20 protein-coding genes and 2 pseudogenes are annotated in these 16,836 nt (G+C 29.6%); 12 read left to right on the top strand and 10 right to left on the bottom strand.

All coding sequences use genetic code 11. The features are described from left to right. Positions 1 to 198: alpha/beta-type small acid-soluble spore protein (locus ACJDU8_RS23285; RefSeq protein WP_406794573.1), on the top strand; the 198-nt coding region annotated here is incomplete at its 5' end. Positions 199 to 263: 65 nt separating this feature from the next. Here the strand turns inward: ACJDU8_RS23285 and ACJDU8_RS23280 are convergent. After that, a complete protein-coding gene (locus tag ACJDU8_RS23280) occupies positions 264 to 455 on the bottom strand; it encodes a hypothetical protein (RefSeq protein WP_406794572.1) in 192 nt (63 codons plus the stop codon). Between the two features lie 210 nt (positions 456 to 665). Between ACJDU8_RS23280 and ACJDU8_RS23275 the strand changes: the two genes are divergently transcribed. After that, positions 666 to 962, top strand: coding sequence for a hypothetical protein (locus ACJDU8_RS23275; RefSeq protein ID WP_406794571.1), 297 nt, complete (start codon positions 666 to 668; stop codon positions 960 to 962). 5 nt (positions 963 to 967) lie between these two features. Beyond that, positions 968 to 1,165, top strand: a complete 198-nt coding sequence (locus tag ACJDU8_RS23270; RefSeq protein WP_406794570.1) for a helix-turn-helix transcriptional regulator — start codon at positions 968 to 970, stop codon at positions 1,163 to 1,165. Between the two features lie 301 nt (positions 1,166 to 1,466). Here the strand turns inward: ACJDU8_RS23270 and ACJDU8_RS23265 are convergent, their stop codons facing one another. Further along, positions 1,467 to 1,742, bottom strand: coding sequence for a helix-turn-helix domain-containing protein (locus tag ACJDU8_RS23265; RefSeq protein ID WP_406794569.1), 276 nt, complete (start codon positions 1,740 to 1,742; stop codon positions 1,467 to 1,469). A 381-nt stretch (positions 1,743 to 2,123) separates the two neighbouring features. Here ACJDU8_RS23265 and ACJDU8_RS23260 point away from each other — a divergent pair, with 381 nt between their 5' ends. Next, positions 2,124 to 2,282 (top strand): hypothetical protein, encoded by a 159-nt coding sequence (locus ACJDU8_RS23260; protein WP_406794568.1) that lies wholly within the window; start codon positions 2,124 to 2,126, stop codon positions 2,280 to 2,282. A gap of 20 nt (positions 2,283 to 2,302) precedes the next feature. Here ACJDU8_RS23260 and ACJDU8_RS23255 read toward each other — a convergent pair whose 3' ends face one another. The 3 genes and pseudogenes from ACJDU8_RS23255 to ACJDU8_RS23245 form a co-directional block, all read right to left on the bottom strand. Then, a complete protein-coding gene (locus ACJDU8_RS23255; RefSeq protein WP_406794574.1) occupies positions 2,303 to 2,671 on the bottom strand; it encodes a helix-turn-helix transcriptional regulator in 369 nt (122 codons plus the stop codon). 65 nt (positions 2,672 to 2,736) lie between these two features. Next, positions 2,737 to 2,985 (bottom strand): annotated as a pseudogene (locus tag ACJDU8_RS23250) (FAD-dependent oxidoreductase); the annotation flags it as partial. Beyond that, positions 2,948 to 4,687 carry a recombinase family protein gene (locus ACJDU8_RS23245; protein ID WP_406794567.1) on the bottom strand — a complete coding sequence of 580 codons (1,740 nt, stop codon included), beginning with the start codon at positions 4,685 to 4,687 and terminating at the stop codon, positions 2,948 to 2,950. The pseudogene ACJDU8_RS23250 and the gene ACJDU8_RS23245, both read right to left, overlap by 38 nt. A gap of 169 nt (positions 4,688 to 4,856) precedes the next feature. Here ACJDU8_RS23245 and ACJDU8_RS23240 point away from each other — a divergent pair, with 169 nt between their 5' ends. Next, positions 4,857 to 5,018, top strand: a complete 162-nt coding sequence (locus tag ACJDU8_RS23240) for a hypothetical protein (protein WP_406794566.1) — start codon at positions 4,857 to 4,859, stop codon at positions 5,016 to 5,018. A 188-nt stretch (positions 5,019 to 5,206) separates the two neighbouring features. Here the strand turns inward: ACJDU8_RS23240 and ACJDU8_RS23235 are convergent, their stop codons facing one another. Further along, positions 5,207 to 5,353, bottom strand: a complete 147-nt coding sequence (locus tag ACJDU8_RS23235; protein ID WP_406794565.1) for a hypothetical protein — start codon at positions 5,351 to 5,353, stop codon at positions 5,207 to 5,209. A gap of 405 nt (positions 5,354 to 5,758) precedes the next feature. On the opposite strand from ACJDU8_RS23235, the gene ACJDU8_RS23230 reads away from it, so the two are divergent. Beyond that, entirely contained in the window at positions 5,759 to 6,553 is a 795-nt protein-coding gene (locus tag ACJDU8_RS23230) for a CsxC family protein (RefSeq protein ID WP_406794564.1), read from the top strand. A gap of 308 nt (positions 6,554 to 6,861) precedes the next feature. Next, positions 6,862 to 7,224 carry a hypothetical protein gene (locus tag ACJDU8_RS23225; protein WP_406794563.1) on the top strand — a complete coding sequence of 121 codons (363 nt, stop codon included), beginning with the start codon at positions 6,862 to 6,864 and terminating at the stop codon, positions 7,222 to 7,224. A 70-nt stretch (positions 7,225 to 7,294) separates the two neighbouring features. Here the strand turns inward: ACJDU8_RS23225 and ACJDU8_RS23220 are convergent. Together ACJDU8_RS23220 and ACJDU8_RS23215 are read right to left on the bottom strand one after the other, a co-directional pair. Then, positions 7,295 to 8,610, bottom strand: a pseudogene (locus ACJDU8_RS23220) (sensor histidine kinase). Between the two features lie 116 nt (positions 8,611 to 8,726). Next, on the bottom strand, positions 8,727 to 8,876 hold the full coding sequence (locus tag ACJDU8_RS23215; protein ID WP_406794562.1) for an AgrD family cyclic lactone autoinducer peptide: 150 nt from the start codon (positions 8,874 to 8,876) through the stop codon (positions 8,727 to 8,729). Positions 8,877 to 9,309: 433 nt separating this feature from the next. Between ACJDU8_RS23215 and ACJDU8_RS23210 the strand changes: the two genes are divergently transcribed. Continuing rightward, positions 9,310 to 10,122, top strand: coding sequence for an alpha/beta fold hydrolase (locus ACJDU8_RS23210; RefSeq protein WP_406794560.1), 813 nt, complete (start codon positions 9,310 to 9,312; stop codon positions 10,120 to 10,122). A gap of 174 nt (positions 10,123 to 10,296) precedes the next feature. Here the strand turns inward: ACJDU8_RS23210 and ACJDU8_RS23205 are convergent, their stop codons facing one another. Further along, complete coding sequence (locus ACJDU8_RS23205) at positions 10,297 to 11,067, bottom strand: ion transporter (RefSeq protein ID WP_406794559.1); 771 nt, start codon at positions 11,065 to 11,067, stop codon at positions 10,297 to 10,299. A gap of 72 nt (positions 11,068 to 11,139) precedes the next feature. Next, positions 11,140 to 11,424 carry a putative quinol monooxygenase gene (locus ACJDU8_RS23200; protein ID WP_406794558.1) on the bottom strand — a complete coding sequence of 95 codons (285 nt, stop codon included), beginning with the start codon at positions 11,422 to 11,424 and terminating at the stop codon, positions 11,140 to 11,142. Positions 11,425 to 11,801: 377 nt separating this feature from the next. Here ACJDU8_RS23200 and ACJDU8_RS23195 point away from each other — a divergent pair, with 377 nt between their 5' ends. From ACJDU8_RS23195 to ACJDU8_RS23180, 4 genes are all read left to right on the top strand, one after another. After that, positions 11,802 to 12,842: a restriction endonuclease PLD domain-containing protein gene (locus ACJDU8_RS23195; protein WP_406794557.1), complete on the top strand. Its 1,041-nt coding sequence runs from the start codon at positions 11,802 to 11,804 to the stop codon at positions 12,840 to 12,842. Between the two features lie 483 nt (positions 12,843 to 13,325). Continuing rightward, positions 13,326 to 14,513, top strand: a complete 1,188-nt coding sequence (locus tag ACJDU8_RS23190) for an ABC-three component system protein (RefSeq protein ID WP_406794556.1) — start codon at positions 13,326 to 13,328, stop codon at positions 14,511 to 14,513. A gap of 11 nt (positions 14,514 to 14,524) precedes the next feature. Further along, entirely contained in the window at positions 14,525 to 15,013 is a 489-nt protein-coding gene (locus tag ACJDU8_RS23185) for a three component ABC system middle component (RefSeq protein WP_406794555.1), read from the top strand. After that, positions 15,010 to 16,707, top strand: coding sequence for a DUF3732 domain-containing protein (locus ACJDU8_RS23180; protein ID WP_406794554.1), 1,698 nt, complete (start codon positions 15,010 to 15,012; stop codon positions 16,705 to 16,707). Before ACJDU8_RS23185 ends, ACJDU8_RS23180 begins: the two co-directional genes overlap by 4 nt. The last annotated feature ends 129 nt before the right edge of the window (positions 16,708 to 16,836 follow it).

Here is a 16,836-nt window from a genome sequence, read left to right as displayed (position 1 = left end):
ATGCCAGGTGACAGTAATAGATTACTAGTACCAGATGCTAAGGAAGCTTTAGGTAAGCTTAAAATAGAATCAGCCCGAGAAATTGGAGTGAATTTAAAAAAAGGCTACAATGGAGATTTGACTACTAAAGAAGCTGGCTCTGTAGGTGGGAATATGGTTAAGAAAATGGTCAAAGCTTACGAGCAGGGTTTAAAGTAAGATACAATAAAGGCCTTTACCTTTAGGGGTGCAGGCCTTTATTAAAACAAGAGAGCTTTACACCCTCAGATCTTCTTCCATGTATCATAAGACCATTCCATGTTCTTTCTTCCAAATTGTCTTGCAATTTCTTCCTTAACCTTTTCATCATAGATATTTATATCGAATCCTGGAGTATACATAGCTGCTAACTCAAACACCTTCTCATAGAGCAGAACGAAAAGTCCATCGTTGAACATATCCATACCTTTATACATAAACCGTCCCCTTTTGTTTCATTATACCTAATACAAACAATTCGTCAAAATCACTGTAAAGAGTGCACTGAAATAACGGGCAGGGTGCATAAGGAAACAATGATAAAAGTGAAATAGACAGCTTTGAAAATGTAAAAAACTATTGATATTTTAAGATTCAAGCAGTATGCTTTTGATGTAAAATGTTTTTGACATTATGGAGGCTTATTTATGAGAAGAATGGATGAGATGGAATTAAAGATAAACCAGAAAGGAATCAAATGGAGTTGGTTTTTTATGGTGTTGTCCCTTGCTATATGGGGTGGATATAACTATGTTAAAACCCAAGAAGTGTCGTTTCCTCTGACTCTAGTCACATTACAGTTTTTGGTGTACTTTTTTGTTACAAGCATTGCTAAATTAAAGGTGGGCGATGACAGCGGCAAAAAACAAATATTGATTTATTTTAGCGTAATATTCTTGATAATTGTATTTGGTATAATTTTGTATTTTACTGTTGGGCGTTGAGAATTGTGAAGAATAGTATAAAAGAACTACGTAAAGAGAAAAACTATAGACAAGAAGATTTAGCTACTGCATTAGGCGTCACAAGACAGACAATAAATGCAATTGAAAATAATAAATATGATCCAAGTCTATTGTTAGCCTTTAAACTGGCAAGTATACTTGGAACAACAGTAGATAAACTTTTTGAGCCAGATCTAACATAGAAGCATACCGCCTTGTGCTTATGGGATTAGGGAGGGACATGATGTTAACAGCCTTCTTAAGCTATAATAATGATGTAGATGTATAACAAAGAGGGGACTTTAATTTTCCCCTCTTTCTTTCTCTGATATCCATTTATAGAGCAGTTGATTTATTAAATTAGACAGGCTTTGGTTTTCGTCATCTTTAACAAGTTCTATTCTAACGGCTTTCTTTAAATCAGGCTATATATATTGCAGTCTCTTCGTTCATAAATAACACCTTATTCACATTTTAGAGAATGGGGGCAAGAACATCGTATCGTTACGACGTCATAAAAATTAAAATAAAGTATAAGGTATAATAAGATTTATAATAATAGCATTTAGAATTACAATATCCCCCGTAGCACCCGCCAAATAATCTTATGGGGCATATTTTAAGAGTACGTCCTAATCTATTCATAACATCTAAAGAAGGATTTCTTTTTTTATTGTTTTCCAATTCACTTAGATAATTATGTGAACAGTTTGCTAAAGTAGCAAGGTTTCTTAAAGTAATATCTTTATTTAGTCTGTATTCTTTTATAAAAAGTATCATTTGTAATTATTATCCCACCTTTATTTGATATTTATTTCATAATACTCTAAATTGAAGTAAGAAACCAACATTAAAATGTTGGCAACTATCGAATGCTGACATACGATTCTTTCTCATTTGTCGAAATGTTCGCTACCGGCGAGCAGGAATCGGGTTATAATAAAGCCATAAAAGGTGCACCGTTTAAATTGAGCGATAAGAGGGGGACCATAAATAACAAATGAAAATGGAAGTGTAAGATTAAAGAATATGAGATTTTAAAGGAAGAAACTATAAATAGAATGCTTATGGATATATCAGAAGCCTTATGGTAATATTATAATCGCACAACAGAACGTGCGTTCCGTAAAAGGTGTTACCTGGAACACAGGGGGGATGGATTTGAAATTAGAAAAGGCTTTTTTGGAAATATTAGAAATAATGGAAGCAGAAGGTTCAAAAGACACGGAAACAATTGGATTAGGTGAATGTGTTAATAAAATTAATACATTAAGTGATAATCTTAAATTAGCTGCCTTAAGAAGCGACTCTTCACATTAAAGGAGTTGCTTCTTAAAGTATTAAATATTTAAATAAGGTTTTAATTTTTCGTAATAAACTCTATTAATAATAGTAATGCTAATGCCACTCTCCCAATTTCTAAATGCTCTATAATCAATTCCTGTAAGTTTTCCGGCATGCCAATATGATAGATTATTTTTAATTCTCCAGTTTTTTATTATACGGCTATAATTGGAAAATATGAATTTATAGTAATCATCATAATAATATTTTATAGGTCTATTTAAAACCTTAGATATTTTTGCTAATATAGTAGGAGAAGGAAAGCACATCCCAGATTCATAATCCTGTACGGTTGAATGATTAACGCCTACTAATTTTCCTAATTGGTATTGTGATAAGTTTTTAATTAATCTACTTTTTTCTATACGATTGCCAACTGTTTTCTCGGGGAAATTTTTATAACATTCTTCATAGAAGTTGATTTCGACTTATTGTACAGTGATTGCACTTTGGTACAACGCGCTTCCGTATGGCCAACAAATAGTCCGCTTTTTTCTCCAGCACAAAATAAATTTTCCACATTTTTTACTTTTAGATCGTCAGAAACGGGTGCCACAGAGAGATATCTTATAGAGTTTCCTTTACCACCTGAATAAGGATCTATAAATTTTGCATTTTCTAAGCCTGGTATTTTCCTTAATTTATCTAGAGGATAATAAGATGTCATAAGTTTTACATGTGCTAGGTGAACAAAACTGCAACTCAGTATTGGAAAGATCTATATCAGGTAATTCAATTTCTTCAAAGTCATCCTTATCAGAACCTATGAATTTTATAAATACTTTTCCGTTGTTGTTTTTGTCACTGTACCAGTATATAACATCTATCAATGTATTAATAATTTGTTTTTGCTTATCACGTGAGAGCTCATCTATTACTGCACAATCGCATAATATATTTTCTATTAGATCTAAGTTGATTTTTTCTATTTTATCATTTTTACTTTCATCATCAAGAATAGTTAGCCTCTTTTCAATTTCTACACATTCATTTTTTATAGATTTAATTTTATCAATCATGACATCTTCTATGTCTTTACTTTTTGAGAGTATATTTAGTAGGTTGTCAATTTGATTTTTCTTTTCATTTAAAGCTTTATCTAGTAACATTTTTTCATTTTTATTATCATCTTTTAATTTAGAGTCATAATTTTCTTTTAATCTATCCATAAATTGTTTTTGTTCATTACCCAGCTTTTTTAAGCTTAACAACACCAAACTCTCAAGTTCTGCAGCTTTAGCATTTTTATTATCACAAAATTTCTTGTGTGATTTTCGTTTTAATGAGCACACATAATAAAAGAGTTTTTCTCCGGTTAATTTAGAAACCTTGCCATGTTGTACTAACATATATTCTTTACACTGACCACATTTTAATTTACCAGTTAATAAAGCATTATGGGTTTTACCTAATCTAGGGAAAGTGTCTTTATTTCTATCAAATTGACTTTGAACTTTTAACCATAGTTCAGGCTCCAGTGCTCCTGTTATATTGCTTACAGAAGCAAACCGTTCGCTTTCGGGATTAAGAGATTTAGTACGTTTACCATTTCTTATTACTTGTCTGGTTTTATTGTATGTGAGCAGAGAATGGATATTATCTGCTTCGCCATAAATATTCCATCCATTCGATTCCAGATATTCAATTACTGCTGCATTAGCTTTTACATATACAGGATTTTGGAGGATGATTTTTAAAGTGGATTTTTCAAATAAAATATTATTTTTTGATTTTATTTGATTTTCAGTTATATATACTTCTAATTTATGGAGACTACCAACTTCTAAATATTTGTTATATAAAAATTTAACAAAGTCCATCTCTTCCTTGTTTATTTCAAGGATAGAAAATTCTCTTTCTAAACCAGATTTATCCCTATATTTCCTTCGTTTAGAAGTAAATCCTAACGGTATTTTTCCTCCGGTCCATCTACCATTCTTAGCTAACTCAAGCATATTGTCTTTTACTCGTTCGGCGATTGTTTCTCTTTCTAGCTGCGCAAAGACACTAGCAATATATATCATAGCTTTGCCCATAGGTGTAGAAGTATCAAACTGCTCTTTTATACTTATGAAGCCCACATTGTAATTTTGTAATAATTCTAAGGTAGAGGAAAAATCGGATACATTTCTGCTAATACGATCCAATCTGTAGCATACTAAATAATTTATTTTTTTAAGTTTTATATCTTGAATTAATTTTTTAAATCGAGGCCTGTTTATTGTACTGCCACTAAAGCCTTCATCTTCATAAATTAAAAAATCCACATCTCCCTCTAGATGATCCATAATATACTGTTTACACATTTCTATTTGGTTCTCTACAGAATCTCCTTTGCCGGTAAATTTTGATTTTCTGCTGTATATGGCTACTTTTAGCATGATTTTTTCCCCCGTTTTGTAGTATTTATTTTATTATATCATTTTTGTAAATTCTAAATTACTAACTTATTTATAGTAGTGATAAAATCTGGAATTTGATACAAAGTAACACTATTGATAACTCTAACATAATATAAAATGATATATTTTTAATGCAGGAGTTGTTTGGATGTACTCAGTTATTATCTCAATTCCAAAGAATAAGGAAGAACTTAAAAAAAAATATACAGAGCTTCTTGCAGATGCTGTATCTGAGGAACTCACGCATGAAGAGCTTGGGTACTTAATTTCTGAATTTGAAAAAAGAGAAAATGTTAGAGATACTAAATAAATTACTTAAAAGAGTACAAAATGATCAACTATACATACATAAATGTGTGATAATTCAATTTGAAATTTAAATTTAAATAAGTTTAAATTTAATATAATTGTGGTATAATATATTTAAAATAAGCCGTTGCGGTTTTGTGTGAAAAAGTTTTTAGTTATTAAAAATGCACTTTGCGAATGGGTGCATTTTTAGTTTTTTGAGTTTTTATCTTCAGCAGTTATAGATATTTCATTTTCAGTCAATTTACCAATTGAAGATTTACCTTTGATTATTAATCTATCTTTTAAATATGTTCCTACAATCACCATACCTGTTAAGCTAATGCTGTAATGCATATTGATATTACTATAATCACAGTATCACTCATATTGCCACCTCCTCTGCTGTCAAATTAACCACAACGACCTCTTTGCAAGAGATAAAGTCCTAGGAGGTGACTAACTAAAAACATTTTTATTCTCCTATCAAATAGTATACCATATTTTATTTATAGTTTAGGAATGTATATTTTTAATTCCAGGGACAGGGTATTTTCCAAGCAATAATAAATAGAAAAATAATGAAAGAATCAGCTTGAGATAGTGGGAAATAGCCTTTGTAGAAAGCTATACACTGAATTTCAAGTTAGTATTTCATTATTTTTTGTAACATGAACTATAGAATTTAATAATATATAGCATGAAAGTAGATATTAGGTCTCTAATATTACTTTCACTTTAGATAAAATGGAGGGAAAGTTTATGGATTATAATGATAGCAGTAAGAGTTCTGATTCTTGTTCTACAGTTACTGCAACGTCTAAACCATTAACTGAACAAACTTGTGTAGCACCTGATGTTATTGCTGCCGGAGATGTATTTGTTAAGTCTCCAGTTATTCTAGCAGAGGCAAATGTGACGCTGCCAGTTGAGGCTACTATCACATTAGATCAGGCAGTTATAGAGGTTAAACGGATTAAAAAGAATGTATTTTTAACTGAAGCTCGTCTTATTCCATTTTCCCAGGATGATCGTGGATTTCGTTCTCGTACGGGAATAGTTTTTATAGAAGGTTTTATTAGAAAGAATATTGAGTATGCTACTCAAACTTGTAGAAGTGGCTTAAGTGCAAATGTATGCGGAGATATAAGACATTGTACAGTTGAAGTTCCTTTTAATTTCACTACTAGGGTTGCGTTTTTTAGGCAACCAGTTTTTAATGAAAACACTACCCCGAGTGAACTAGAATTCTTTAATGATAAGCTTAAAAGCTGTGATATTTGTGCAGATAATGTAATAGGACGTAATCCTTGCGATCAAAGTTTCTCTTTTACAGAATTCTTTAATGAAAAACCTTATGTTGAGTTAGTAAAGGCAGATATTGCTGAAATTGATATCCACCTAAATCCAATGTCAAATTGTCAATTTCCTACAAGACAAAGGTTTACGCAACTCACCGAGAAAATAGTAGTAAATTTGACATTTAAGTTATTGCAAAAACAGGAGATAAGACTAGCTGCGTTAGAACCTGCTAATCCATGTTTTTTTGGCGAATAGGAAGTAGTTATAAACAGAAATTAGTTTTAAATTTTCTGTTAGATGTCAATTAATTTATAGCAGACCCAAAGTTTACTAACAGAGGCTTTGGGTCTGTTCTTATGAGGAAATAAATATATGCATCTTTCACTTATACAAATAATTTCTAATCTCATTAGGAGCTTTTCTGGTAGGGTTTATTTGTAATGCATAAGCTTTATGGGTAATTCAACATATTTAGATAAAAAATATATATTTTGTCTTAAAATGGACAAACTTTAAACGATTTATTACAATGTAAATAAAAAATACATATTTAGGGGGGGATTATGTTGGAAAATAAGAACATGACAAAATGCAAAGCATGTAATGCAGATATTGCAAAAGGGGTCAGTAAATGTCCTCATTGTGGCAAAGACCAGAGAAATTGGTTTATGAAGCATAAAGTATTATCTGTAATAATTATTTTAATAGTAATAGGAGCTATAGGAGCGGTAAATTCAGGGGGAAATAGTTCCAACACTAAATCCACTGCATCCAACAGTACAACTACACAAAGTAATACTTCCTCACAAAAGAAAGAGCAACCAGCCTATAAAGCAGGAGACGTAATTAAAACATATAAATTTGAAATCACTATCACTTCTGCGGCCCCTTTTGCAAGAGATAAGTTCTGGGAGATGACTAACTAAAAATATTTTTATTCTCTTGATGACATTATACCACATTTTAGCTACTTTTCTATGTAAGAGCTTTGTCTATTTAATTCATTTTAAATTTTATCAAAAACTTAGTTTTTTCAGGAATGCTCTCTACAGATATGGTTCCATTATTTTTTTCAACTAATTGTTTAGTAATATACAATCCAAATCCATGAGTATCATTTTGTTTAGTTTTTGTAGAAAAACCTTTAGTAAAAATCTTTTTTATTATACTTTCAGGAATAATATCTCCATTGTCAGCTATCTCAATACAAAAGCTTTCATCTTCCTTAAAAGTAGCAATAGATATCTCTTTATGTTCAATATCTGCTTTGTGTTGAAATGCCTCAAATGCATTATCTACAAGGTTACTTATAATACTTATTAATTCATCTTGTCTAATTTTTAACAAACTAAAGGGCGTATCAATTATTACCTTGAAATCTATGTTGTTTTTTACTGCATAGTTGTTTTTTATAGATAACAATCCGTCTATGTAGTCATTTCCTGTATCCAAATATCTAAATGATGAATGTATTGTATCTGAAATTTTTCGCACATAATTATCTATCTTCTCTACAGTATCAGGCTTATTCAATAAACATAATCCCTGTATAACATTAATGTGGTTGGCAAAATCATGTTTTTCCTGTCTTATTATACTAATTATTTCTTCCATATTTTTGATTTGATGTTTTTGGATTTTATAATTGATACTTATATTTGCAGCTAGTTGTCTCTCTTTTAAGCTTCTGAATTTTGCTATTAAGAATATAAAATAAATAATAAAAATAATGATGTTATAGATCTGAATGTTTTTTATATGAAAAATACCATAGTTAACACAAAATATAAAAAGAGTAAATACTCCTAATTCAAGTATTAAACTAGTAAAGATGGCCCCTCCTTTTTCAAATAACCTAAGTTTAGTAAAATAGGAGTTAAACTTAAAAATTGTTGCTACAATAATCATTTGTAGTATTTTAGATGATATCACAAAAATATAAAAGTATTTGGAATTCGAAATAATTTGATTTAAATTTATATTAAATATAAGCATTTCAATAATTTGAGCAAAAGATTCAGTAGCCAATAGTATTGTAAAAAATAAACAAACTATAATTGTAGAATCAAAAAGCTTTATTTCTGTAATGAAGGCAAGTAATAAAATATCAAATACTATAAGGAAGAGTGAATGATAGACTATTGGAATATGGAATGTACTCCAATAAGTTGCAAAAATAAACAATATAAGGAATAGTCCCGTTTTAATCTTATTCCGTATTATAAATTTTTTTCATCATATAATGCTTCAAAAACTCCTAAAAGAAATAACGCTTCTATAATGTCTAATATTATTTCTCTTATAACATCAATCAATATAGCATCTCCTTTCATTTTATAGCTTTTTATAAATGTTGTAGGTTAAAAATTAATGCTGTTGTATTTTTTATAAAACTTTTAACCACAACATTTATAAAAAGCTTAATTAATCACTTTAAGAGTTCATCTGGACACTTCGCTTGGTAACCACCAAGTGTAGAAGTTGGAATCATAACTATTGCTGCCAAAAATAAAGATAAAACTCCTACCATTTTCATACTCTTTTTTAATAACCCATTTTTAAAAAATTCCACTTTCATTTTTATCCTCCTAAAAAACGTTTTAATTTATAAATTCTACAAAATTTTAAATTTTCCTTCTATATTTTACAAAAAAATAAAACTCAACAAAATTAAGTTTTATTTCTCAAAGTTTGATAGATTTTCATAAGGATTTTATAAAAATACTTAAACTCTAAATAGAGCTTGAGCATAAAAGAGTAAATCTTATTTCTAGATTTATACAGCTATGGCAAAAGTATAAGATAAATTGTAAAAATAAGAATATAATACTTTGAAAAATGCCGCAAAATTCAATTTATGAATAATACGGCATTTTTAAGATTATTTTGTTCTTAATAGTTGTGACGACAAATGAAATTTAAGCGAATTAATTAACAAATTTAGATATTCACAAGATTATATTTTTAGGAATAGTATGTAGGGGTAAATATTAGATATCGGAGGAGTTTTAGTGGGTTATTATGTCATGGTGGAACCACGGGTAAAAATTTATGTGGAGGATCTTAATCCTAAAGGAAATAAAACCATATTATTTATACATGGTTGGCCAGGAAGCCATAAGCTTTTTGAATATCAATTTAATGAACTTCCCAAGATGGGGTTTAGATGTATTGGGATAGATACAAGAGGGTTCGGTGAATCAGATAAGCCTTGGAGTGGATACAACTTTGATAGATTATCAGATGATGTGAGATGTGTAATTGAGGCGCTAAAATTACATGATATTACACTGGCAGGACATTCAAATGGAGGGGCGATGGCAGTTAGATACATGGCCCGTCATAAAGGCTATGGAGTTTCAAAACTTGCTCTTTTTGCTGCTGTGGCACCTAGTCTTATCAAACGTCCTAATTTTCCTCATGGTTTAGACAAAGAAACTGTTTTACAACTTATTCAAGGAACATATGATGATCGCCCTAAAATGCTTCAGGGTTTTGGTGATATGTTTTTCTATCAGCATATAACTCAGGCATTTTCAGAGTGGTTCTTTCAACTAGGATTACAGGCGGCAGGATGGGCAACTGCTGCAATTGCAAAGGCGTGGATAAATGAAGTATTTTTTTCGGATTTAGAAAAAATAAATGTTCCGACTTTGATCCTTCATGGAATTCATGATAAAGTTGTCCCATTTCAACTGGGGGAGATACAAAAACAAAGTATTGCAAATTCAAAACTCATACCTTTTAAATTTAGTGGACACGGCTTATTTTATGATGAGAAAGATAAATTCAATGAAGAATTGACGAGATTTATTGAGAGATAAAAGTTAAAGTCTCTGTGAAAAATATTACGATTAATAAATTCTAATTAAGTAACGTACTATTCAATTAAGAATTTTACGGTGTTTTTATATTCATAAAACAAAATATTATACGAAGAAAAATATAAGAAATGGAGCTATATTTAAAATAGTTCCATTTTATCATTCTTGAGTATTTTAATTTTTACCATATTTGTGATGTATATATTCAATGAATTTTTCAATTTCTATCAGAGCTTCTTCAGGTAGATCCTTATAATCATCTTTCAGCGAGATTTGTTTATAATGATGATTCTGTTTATTGATAAAATAAGTTGATATAGTACCAGTGAGCAGGCTTATAAGTCCTATTCCCATTATCATGATAACAGCTGCTGTTATTCTTCCAGGTGTAGTTGATGGTGATATATCTCCATAACCTACAGTTGTTGCAGTTACAAAACTCCACCAGAAGGAGTCGCTTAAAGATTTTACAGTTATTCCTTTTTCAAAAATATATATTGAGAAAGCACCGATAGTTATTGTTAATATATTTGCATATATTAAATATATGAGGCCATTTGTATACAAGAAGTTTTTAATATTTCTGCTGATTTTTTTTAAGAACGTTAAAAGTCTAATTAATCTAAAAAATTTTTCTAATTTAACTAAGTCTGCTATCTTAAACAATCTTGTAGCTCTAAAGAAAGAACTAAATGGTATTATGGCAATTAAATCAAAAATGTTTTTTATAAAGAAGTTCTTTTTATCTTTAGCAATGATAAATCGTATAAAATAATCAATTGTAAAAATAATTAGAATGCAATTATTTATGTAGTTATAAGGAGGGAGATTTATTTTAATTTCATTGGATAAGTCTAAAAAAGCTAAGCTTACAGCAGCAAGTGAAAGTAATGTAATTGTAACATTATAAATTGTACGTAATTTTTTATGGTTAGTATCATTCATTCCGATATACTCCTAGTTTCTAGTAAAAGATATAAGCATAGTATATTATATTGCAATCATATTTAAATTATTTTATATTTCTCTATAAATATTAACTTCACCTTGTCCTATACGAAGTTCTGCTAATAAAGGAACTATCCTTTTAAAATGCTCGCTATTATTATGTTGCTGAATTGCTTCATTATCTTGCCATTCTTCTATGAATGAAAGTGTTGAGTCATCATTTATATCTTCAAATAGGGCATAGGAAATACAGCCTGCTTCTTGTCTGCTTTTTTCAATTAGTTCTTTTGCCAATTGAAGGTACTTTCCTTTTTGACCATCCTTGATTATACTTTTTGCTACTATTTTTATCATAGTTACCATCCTTTCTTATAATTTAGAGTTATGTGTATTTATTTGTGAGCAATATTTTTCCTAAGAATATTATAATCCACAATACGTATGAATTAAAGGCTGTAATATGTTATAAATAATTAGTTTTTTTATCAGTTTTAGGAGGAATTTAGAAATATGTGTAGAAATACCTAGTATGAAAGCTTATAAGGAATAGAATCATTTGTATGTTGGATAAAAATATTATATAAAAACATCAAAAATGCACTACAATCTCTGTATAAATTAGGTAGAAGTTGAAATAAGAAATTAAGTGTTTTAAGAATCCTTTAAACCTAAAGGGTACATCTTTACGTAAAATTAAGGTTTCTATATATCATTAGAAAGCAGGTGAGACATTGAAAATACTTAGTAATATAAATTCGAATCATTATAGTTATATAAGAAATATTCTAGAAGGTGCCAATGAATTATATATTGTAAGTCCATTTCTAATGGAATCTTTTGATATTTTTTTTGATGAAATAAAAGATATGGAAGTGGGGTATATCACTTTAATAACTACGTTAAAAGATAATAATCTGGATTTGTTCAGAAAAGCAAATGCATTACATTCATTTTGTGTTAATTGTATGACACATGAAATTGATTATAGAATTTATATTGATAATAAACTTCATGGTAAAGTTTATATTGCTTCAAAAGATGGAGAGCCTTTAAGTGGCATAATAACATCTGCTAATTTTACAGAGGCAGGGTTAGGATTCAATCATGAATGGGGTGTAAAAGTAGACAATTCTATTGAGTTGAAGAACTTAATAAATGAAATTTTTAGCATTTGTAGCGAAGCACTTTATAAAGAACACTTAGCTAAAATCATTGAAAAAATTGATAATTACTCCAAAAATGTTGGAGAGCCTAAGAAATTTAAGTTTGATTTAAGGGTAAGTGAATTTATTAAGTATAATGAAAAGATAAGTAAATTAGATAAGCGTTTCTTCTTAAAACCAGTAGGTTGGTTGCAAAAACCATTTTCTACTATGAGAACTTTATCGAGTAGTATAGAAACTCTCCATTTTTCTAAAAGAAAACCTAGAGCAGTTAGAGTTGGCGATATACTGATATGTTATGCAGTAGGAACAGCCAAGCTATTGGGGTACTTTGAAGTGTTAGAGGAACCTACGAATTTGATGTCAAAAACTGATAGATGGCCATGGTCAGTGAAGGCTAAGAATCTCTGTCCTTATTATAGTGAAAAATGGGTTTTGTTTGATAATACCATATCTAGCATTCAAGATTCATATAAATATGATATGCCAATTACTTATGCAGGTGGAAAAACTCTTGGTGCATTAAACTTTGGTGCAGACAAAATTCAGCTTACAGAAGAATTTGCTAATCACATTATTAGTATAATTGAAGATACATTACCCATATAGCATTATTATTATAGTTTGTTTATAGTGGTTAGTTAGTAATGGATAAGAATAAAAGTGAAACTGAGAAATATTTGGATATTATTTTAAGTAAGCAACGGGGTTTAGAATTAAAATAAAAAAATATTTTAAAAAGGGATAGAACAAAAAATTTTTCAACTATTTAATACAATAGTACAACAATTTACGGCTATTTCCTTTTTCTAAATAACAGAAAATAAGTTTATGGTGACAGCTAAAATTGAGGAAACATTTCTTTTTTGATTGAACATATATTCAGTTATTAATACTTATTTGTATACAGAAGAACTGAAAAGTGCATATACTAATAATATTATAATTGAACTCTTTGCACTTTTAGTAAGAGATTGTTTAGTATCTCTTGAAAAGATGAAGGAAATGAATAATCAATTTTTAACTCTTTTCAATAGGAAATTATTGTTAACATGTATATGAATATAAATTATATAAAAAGGGGGTGTCATTATGAGTGATCATCAAGCGTCTGAACAAATGATTGGATATCTTTATCAAGTAAGGTTTGCATTATATCTTCTTCTAAATAATGATAATGAGCAATCTAAAATAAGTATCGAAAAATTTGATGATATTGCTTTTAGCTATGATGATACACCTGAGATAATGATTCAGTTAAAGCATCATGTCAAATCATATGGTGATTTAAATAATGCAAGTACAGATATTTGGAGAACACTTAAGGTATGGCTGGATCTTATAAAAGAAAATGAAAGCTGGATTTATGAAACGAAATTTATTATTATAACTACAGCCACAGCTCCCATAGATTCTGCTGCTAATTATTTGAGGGCTAACAATGAAACAAGAGATTCTATTGCAGCATATAAGTTACTTAAGAAAGTTGCCTTAGAATCAAAAAATAAAGGCCATAGTGGCTATTATAAGGCATTTAACGATATATCAGAAAAATTAGCACAACAATTACTAGATTGTGTTTATGTAGTTGATAAAAGTAGCAATATAGTTAACATTGAATTAGATATACGAAAAGCTATTAGATATAGTACTTTACCCCAGTATGAAGATCATGTTTGTGAACGTTTAGAAGGTTGGTGGTATAAAAAGTCGATAGAGGCTTTATGTTCTAAAGAACCAATTTTTATATCTCAAAGTCAAGTTCGTTCATTTATAGTATCAGTTAGTCAGGAATATGCACCTGATAACTTGCCAATTGATATAACAGGGTTTGAAGATGTCAATTTAGAGGATATACCATTGAGTGATAGAATTTTTTATGAACAACTAAAGATTATCTGTTTAAGAAGTAACAGAATGCGTGTGGCAATAAGAGACTATTACCGAGCTTTTAGACAACGTGCTAATTGGGTCAGGAATGATTTGCTTTATCTAAATGAATTAGATAAATATGAGGATAGATTAGTAGATGAATGGGAACATTTATTTTGTGCAATGCAAGATGATTTAGATGATTATGGTGATGGGCTTACAGAAGAAGTAAAAATTAAAAATGGTAAACATCTTTTTAATACTATAGAAGAAAAAGATATTAGAATCAGAGAGCGTTGTAGCAATGCATTTGTGATGAGAGGTAGTTATCAAATGTTAGCTAATCAGCTAAAAGTAGGTTGGCATCCTGATTTTTATGAACGTTTGAAGAGTTTATTAAAGAAGTGAGGCGACACTTAGTGAAAGATTGGAATCATCGTCCAGGAGAAATAGCATATCTGCTTAATGCACCCTTTTGTGGAAGAATATTGTATAATACAATAAAAGTATATAATGAGGTATCAAAAAAAGCTTTCCCATTTCCTCTCATATATCTTGTGTTACCTTTGATTTTGCATAAAGCAACAAGAAAATTGATTTTAAGTAAGACTCAGATGATGGTATGGTTGCAACGTTATCCAGAACTGCTTATTGGGTTCTCAGAACGAACGAAACAATTAGTTACAATTACTAATGAGGCAACTGAGTTCTTATTACAAATGGGATTATTAAATTTAACTAGTAATGCAGAATTAGAAATATCTCATACTATTAAATCATTGAGCAAGAAAAAATATATTAATGATGAGGTGAAAGATTGTATTAATAAAAGTGAACATGTTGCAAAGTGGTTTGCAGCAACTGGAAAAACTGAAACAATATATATTAGTTTGGGGATAAAACCATGATGCAGATAAGGGAGCTTGTGTTGTATGGGATAAATGGTAAAGTAAGACATTTACCATTTGATTTGGGTACTATTAATATTATTTCAGGAAAGTCTAAATCAGGTAAATCTGCGGTAGGTGATATTATTGATTATTGTCTTGGAGGAGATTCATGTAATATTGCAGATGGAATAATTCGTGATAATGTTGATTGGTATGCATTACTTTTACAATTTAGTAATGAGAGAGCATTTGTTGCTCGTAAAAATCCCAAGCCTGGGCAACAGTCTACAGGCTATTGTTATATTGAAATAGGAGAAAAAATAGAAGTACATGAAAAATGTGATTTTATTCCTAATAGTAATGTTTCAGGATTAGAGGAAACATTATCAAAAAGAATAGGAATCTCGGAAAATTTAAATATTCCACCAGATGGGCAAAGTAGAAAACCTCTTTCAGCAAATATAAGACATGCATTGTATTATTGTTTTCAAAATCAAGACGAAATCGCGGCAAAGAATTTTTTGTTTCATAAACAATCTGATGATTATATTACTCAGGCTATTAAGGATACTATGCCGTACTTTCTTGGTATAGTCAATGAACAATCCTTAGCTTTAGAAAATGAAAGAAGTATTTTAAAACGTAGATTAGTTATAGAAAAGCGTAGACTTGAAGAAATAAGAATGTTACAAGGTGGTGGTACGGAACGAGCTATTTCGTTAATATCTGAAGCTAAATATGTAGGATTATTGCCTGATGATGTTAAAGTGAATAATAATAGTTATAAGTCATTGTATAGTATATTAAGGAATGTAAATGAATGGTCTCCTATGGATGTTCAAATAGTGGGAATGGATAGATTGAGTTACTTGCAATCTGAGTTAGGTAAACGTGAAGACGCGCTGGAAGAACTTGATGAAAATATTTTAAATGCAAAAAATTTTGCTAGTGAAACTAATGGATATACTGATGAGGCTGAACATCAAAAAATTAGACTGAGTTCTATAGGTTTATATGAAAAACTTGACTTTCGTTCAGGTCATTGTCCATTATGCTCTAATAAATTAGATAATCCTTTACCAAATGTTGAAATGATTAAAAAAGCTATTAGTAATCTTGATAGAAATATTAAAAATGTTACTCGTGAAAGACCAAAATTGCGAGATTTTATAGATAAATTAGAATATGAACGACGAAAATTGAGAGAAGAAATTCAAAATTTAAAGGCAGAGATTGATGGGATATATAGTCAAAATAAAGACGCTAATTCTATAAAAGATTTAAATTCTAGACGTGCAAAAGTGGTTGGAAGAATTAGTTTATGGTTAGAGAGTGTAGATAAAGAAGATGATTCAGTTGATAAAGAAAAGGCAATTAATAATATTCAAGAACGCCTCCAAGAAATAGACAAATTATTAGACAAAGATTCTTTAGAAGAAAGACGGCAATCAGCATTATCACGTATTTCTGTAGATATGAGTGAGTGGGCTAAAGAATTAAATCTTGAACATTCTGAAAATCCTTATCGTTTGGATATGAATAAGGTAACAGTTATTGTAGATAAAGCTGAACGTCCAGTACCACTAAAACAATTAGGCAGTGGTTCTAATTGGGTTGGAGTTCATTTGATTACATATTTTGCATTACATAAATATTTTATTAATGCTAATAGACCAGTACCGAATTTTATATTTCTTGACCAACCGGATTAACCCCCTCGTTTTGGACAGAATCTAATAAATTCTTCATTTCTCTTAAATTTAAACCCTTATTTGAATATTTGTTAGGTTTTCTCCAAAATAAAGGTTATAAAATTCATGTGGAGCCATAAATCTTAAACT

This window comes from Candidatus Clostridium eludens (assembly GCF_045310515.1).
GTDB lineage: Bacteria > Bacillota > Clostridia > Clostridiales > Clostridiaceae > Clostridium_B > Clostridium_B eludens.
This window is presented reverse-complemented; position numbering and strand designations above follow the sequence as displayed.

Coding starts and splice junctions, on each gene's coding strand:
- ACJDU8_RS23240 (WP_406794566.1), top strand. CDS start 4,857: ATGTACTCAGTTATTATCTCAATTCCAAAGAATAAGGAAGAACTTAAA.
- ACJDU8_RS23215 (WP_406794562.1), bottom strand. CDS start 8,876: ATGAAAGTGGAATTTTTTAAAAATGGGTTATTAAAAAAGAGTATGAAA.
- ACJDU8_RS23200 (WP_406794558.1), bottom strand. CDS start 11,424: ATGATAAAAATAGTAGCAAAAAGTATAATCAAGGATGGTCAAAAAGGA.
- ACJDU8_RS23190 (WP_406794556.1), top strand. CDS start 13,326: ATGAGTGATCATCAAGCGTCTGAACAAATGATTGGATATCTTTATCAA.
- ACJDU8_RS23245 (WP_406794567.1), bottom strand. CDS start 4,687: ATGCTAAAAGTAGCCATATACAGCAGAAAATCAAAATTTACCGGCAAA.
- ACJDU8_RS23275 (WP_406794571.1), top strand. CDS start 666: ATGAGAAGAATGGATGAGATGGAATTAAAGATAAACCAGAAAGGAATC.
- ACJDU8_RS23280 (WP_406794572.1), bottom strand. CDS start 455: ATGTATAAAGGTATGGATATGTTCAACGATGGACTTTTCGTTCTGCTC.
- ACJDU8_RS23235 (WP_406794565.1), bottom strand. CDS start 5,353: ATGCATTACAGCATTAGCTTAACAGGTATGGTGATTGTAGGAACATAT.
- ACJDU8_RS23205 (WP_406794559.1), bottom strand. CDS start 11,067: ATGAATGATACTAACCATAAAAAATTACGTACAATTTATAATGTTACA.
- ACJDU8_RS23265 (WP_406794569.1), bottom strand. CDS start 1,742: ATGATACTTTTTATAAAAGAATACAGACTAAATAAAGATATTACTTTA.
- ACJDU8_RS23180 (WP_406794554.1), top strand. CDS start 15,010: ATGATGCAGATAAGGGAGCTTGTGTTGTATGGGATAAATGGTAAAGTA.
- ACJDU8_RS23230 (WP_406794564.1), top strand. CDS start 5,759: ATGGATTATAATGATAGCAGTAAGAGTTCTGATTCTTGTTCTACAGTT.
- ACJDU8_RS23225 (WP_406794563.1), top strand. CDS start 6,862: ATGTTGGAAAATAAGAACATGACAAAATGCAAAGCATGTAATGCAGAT.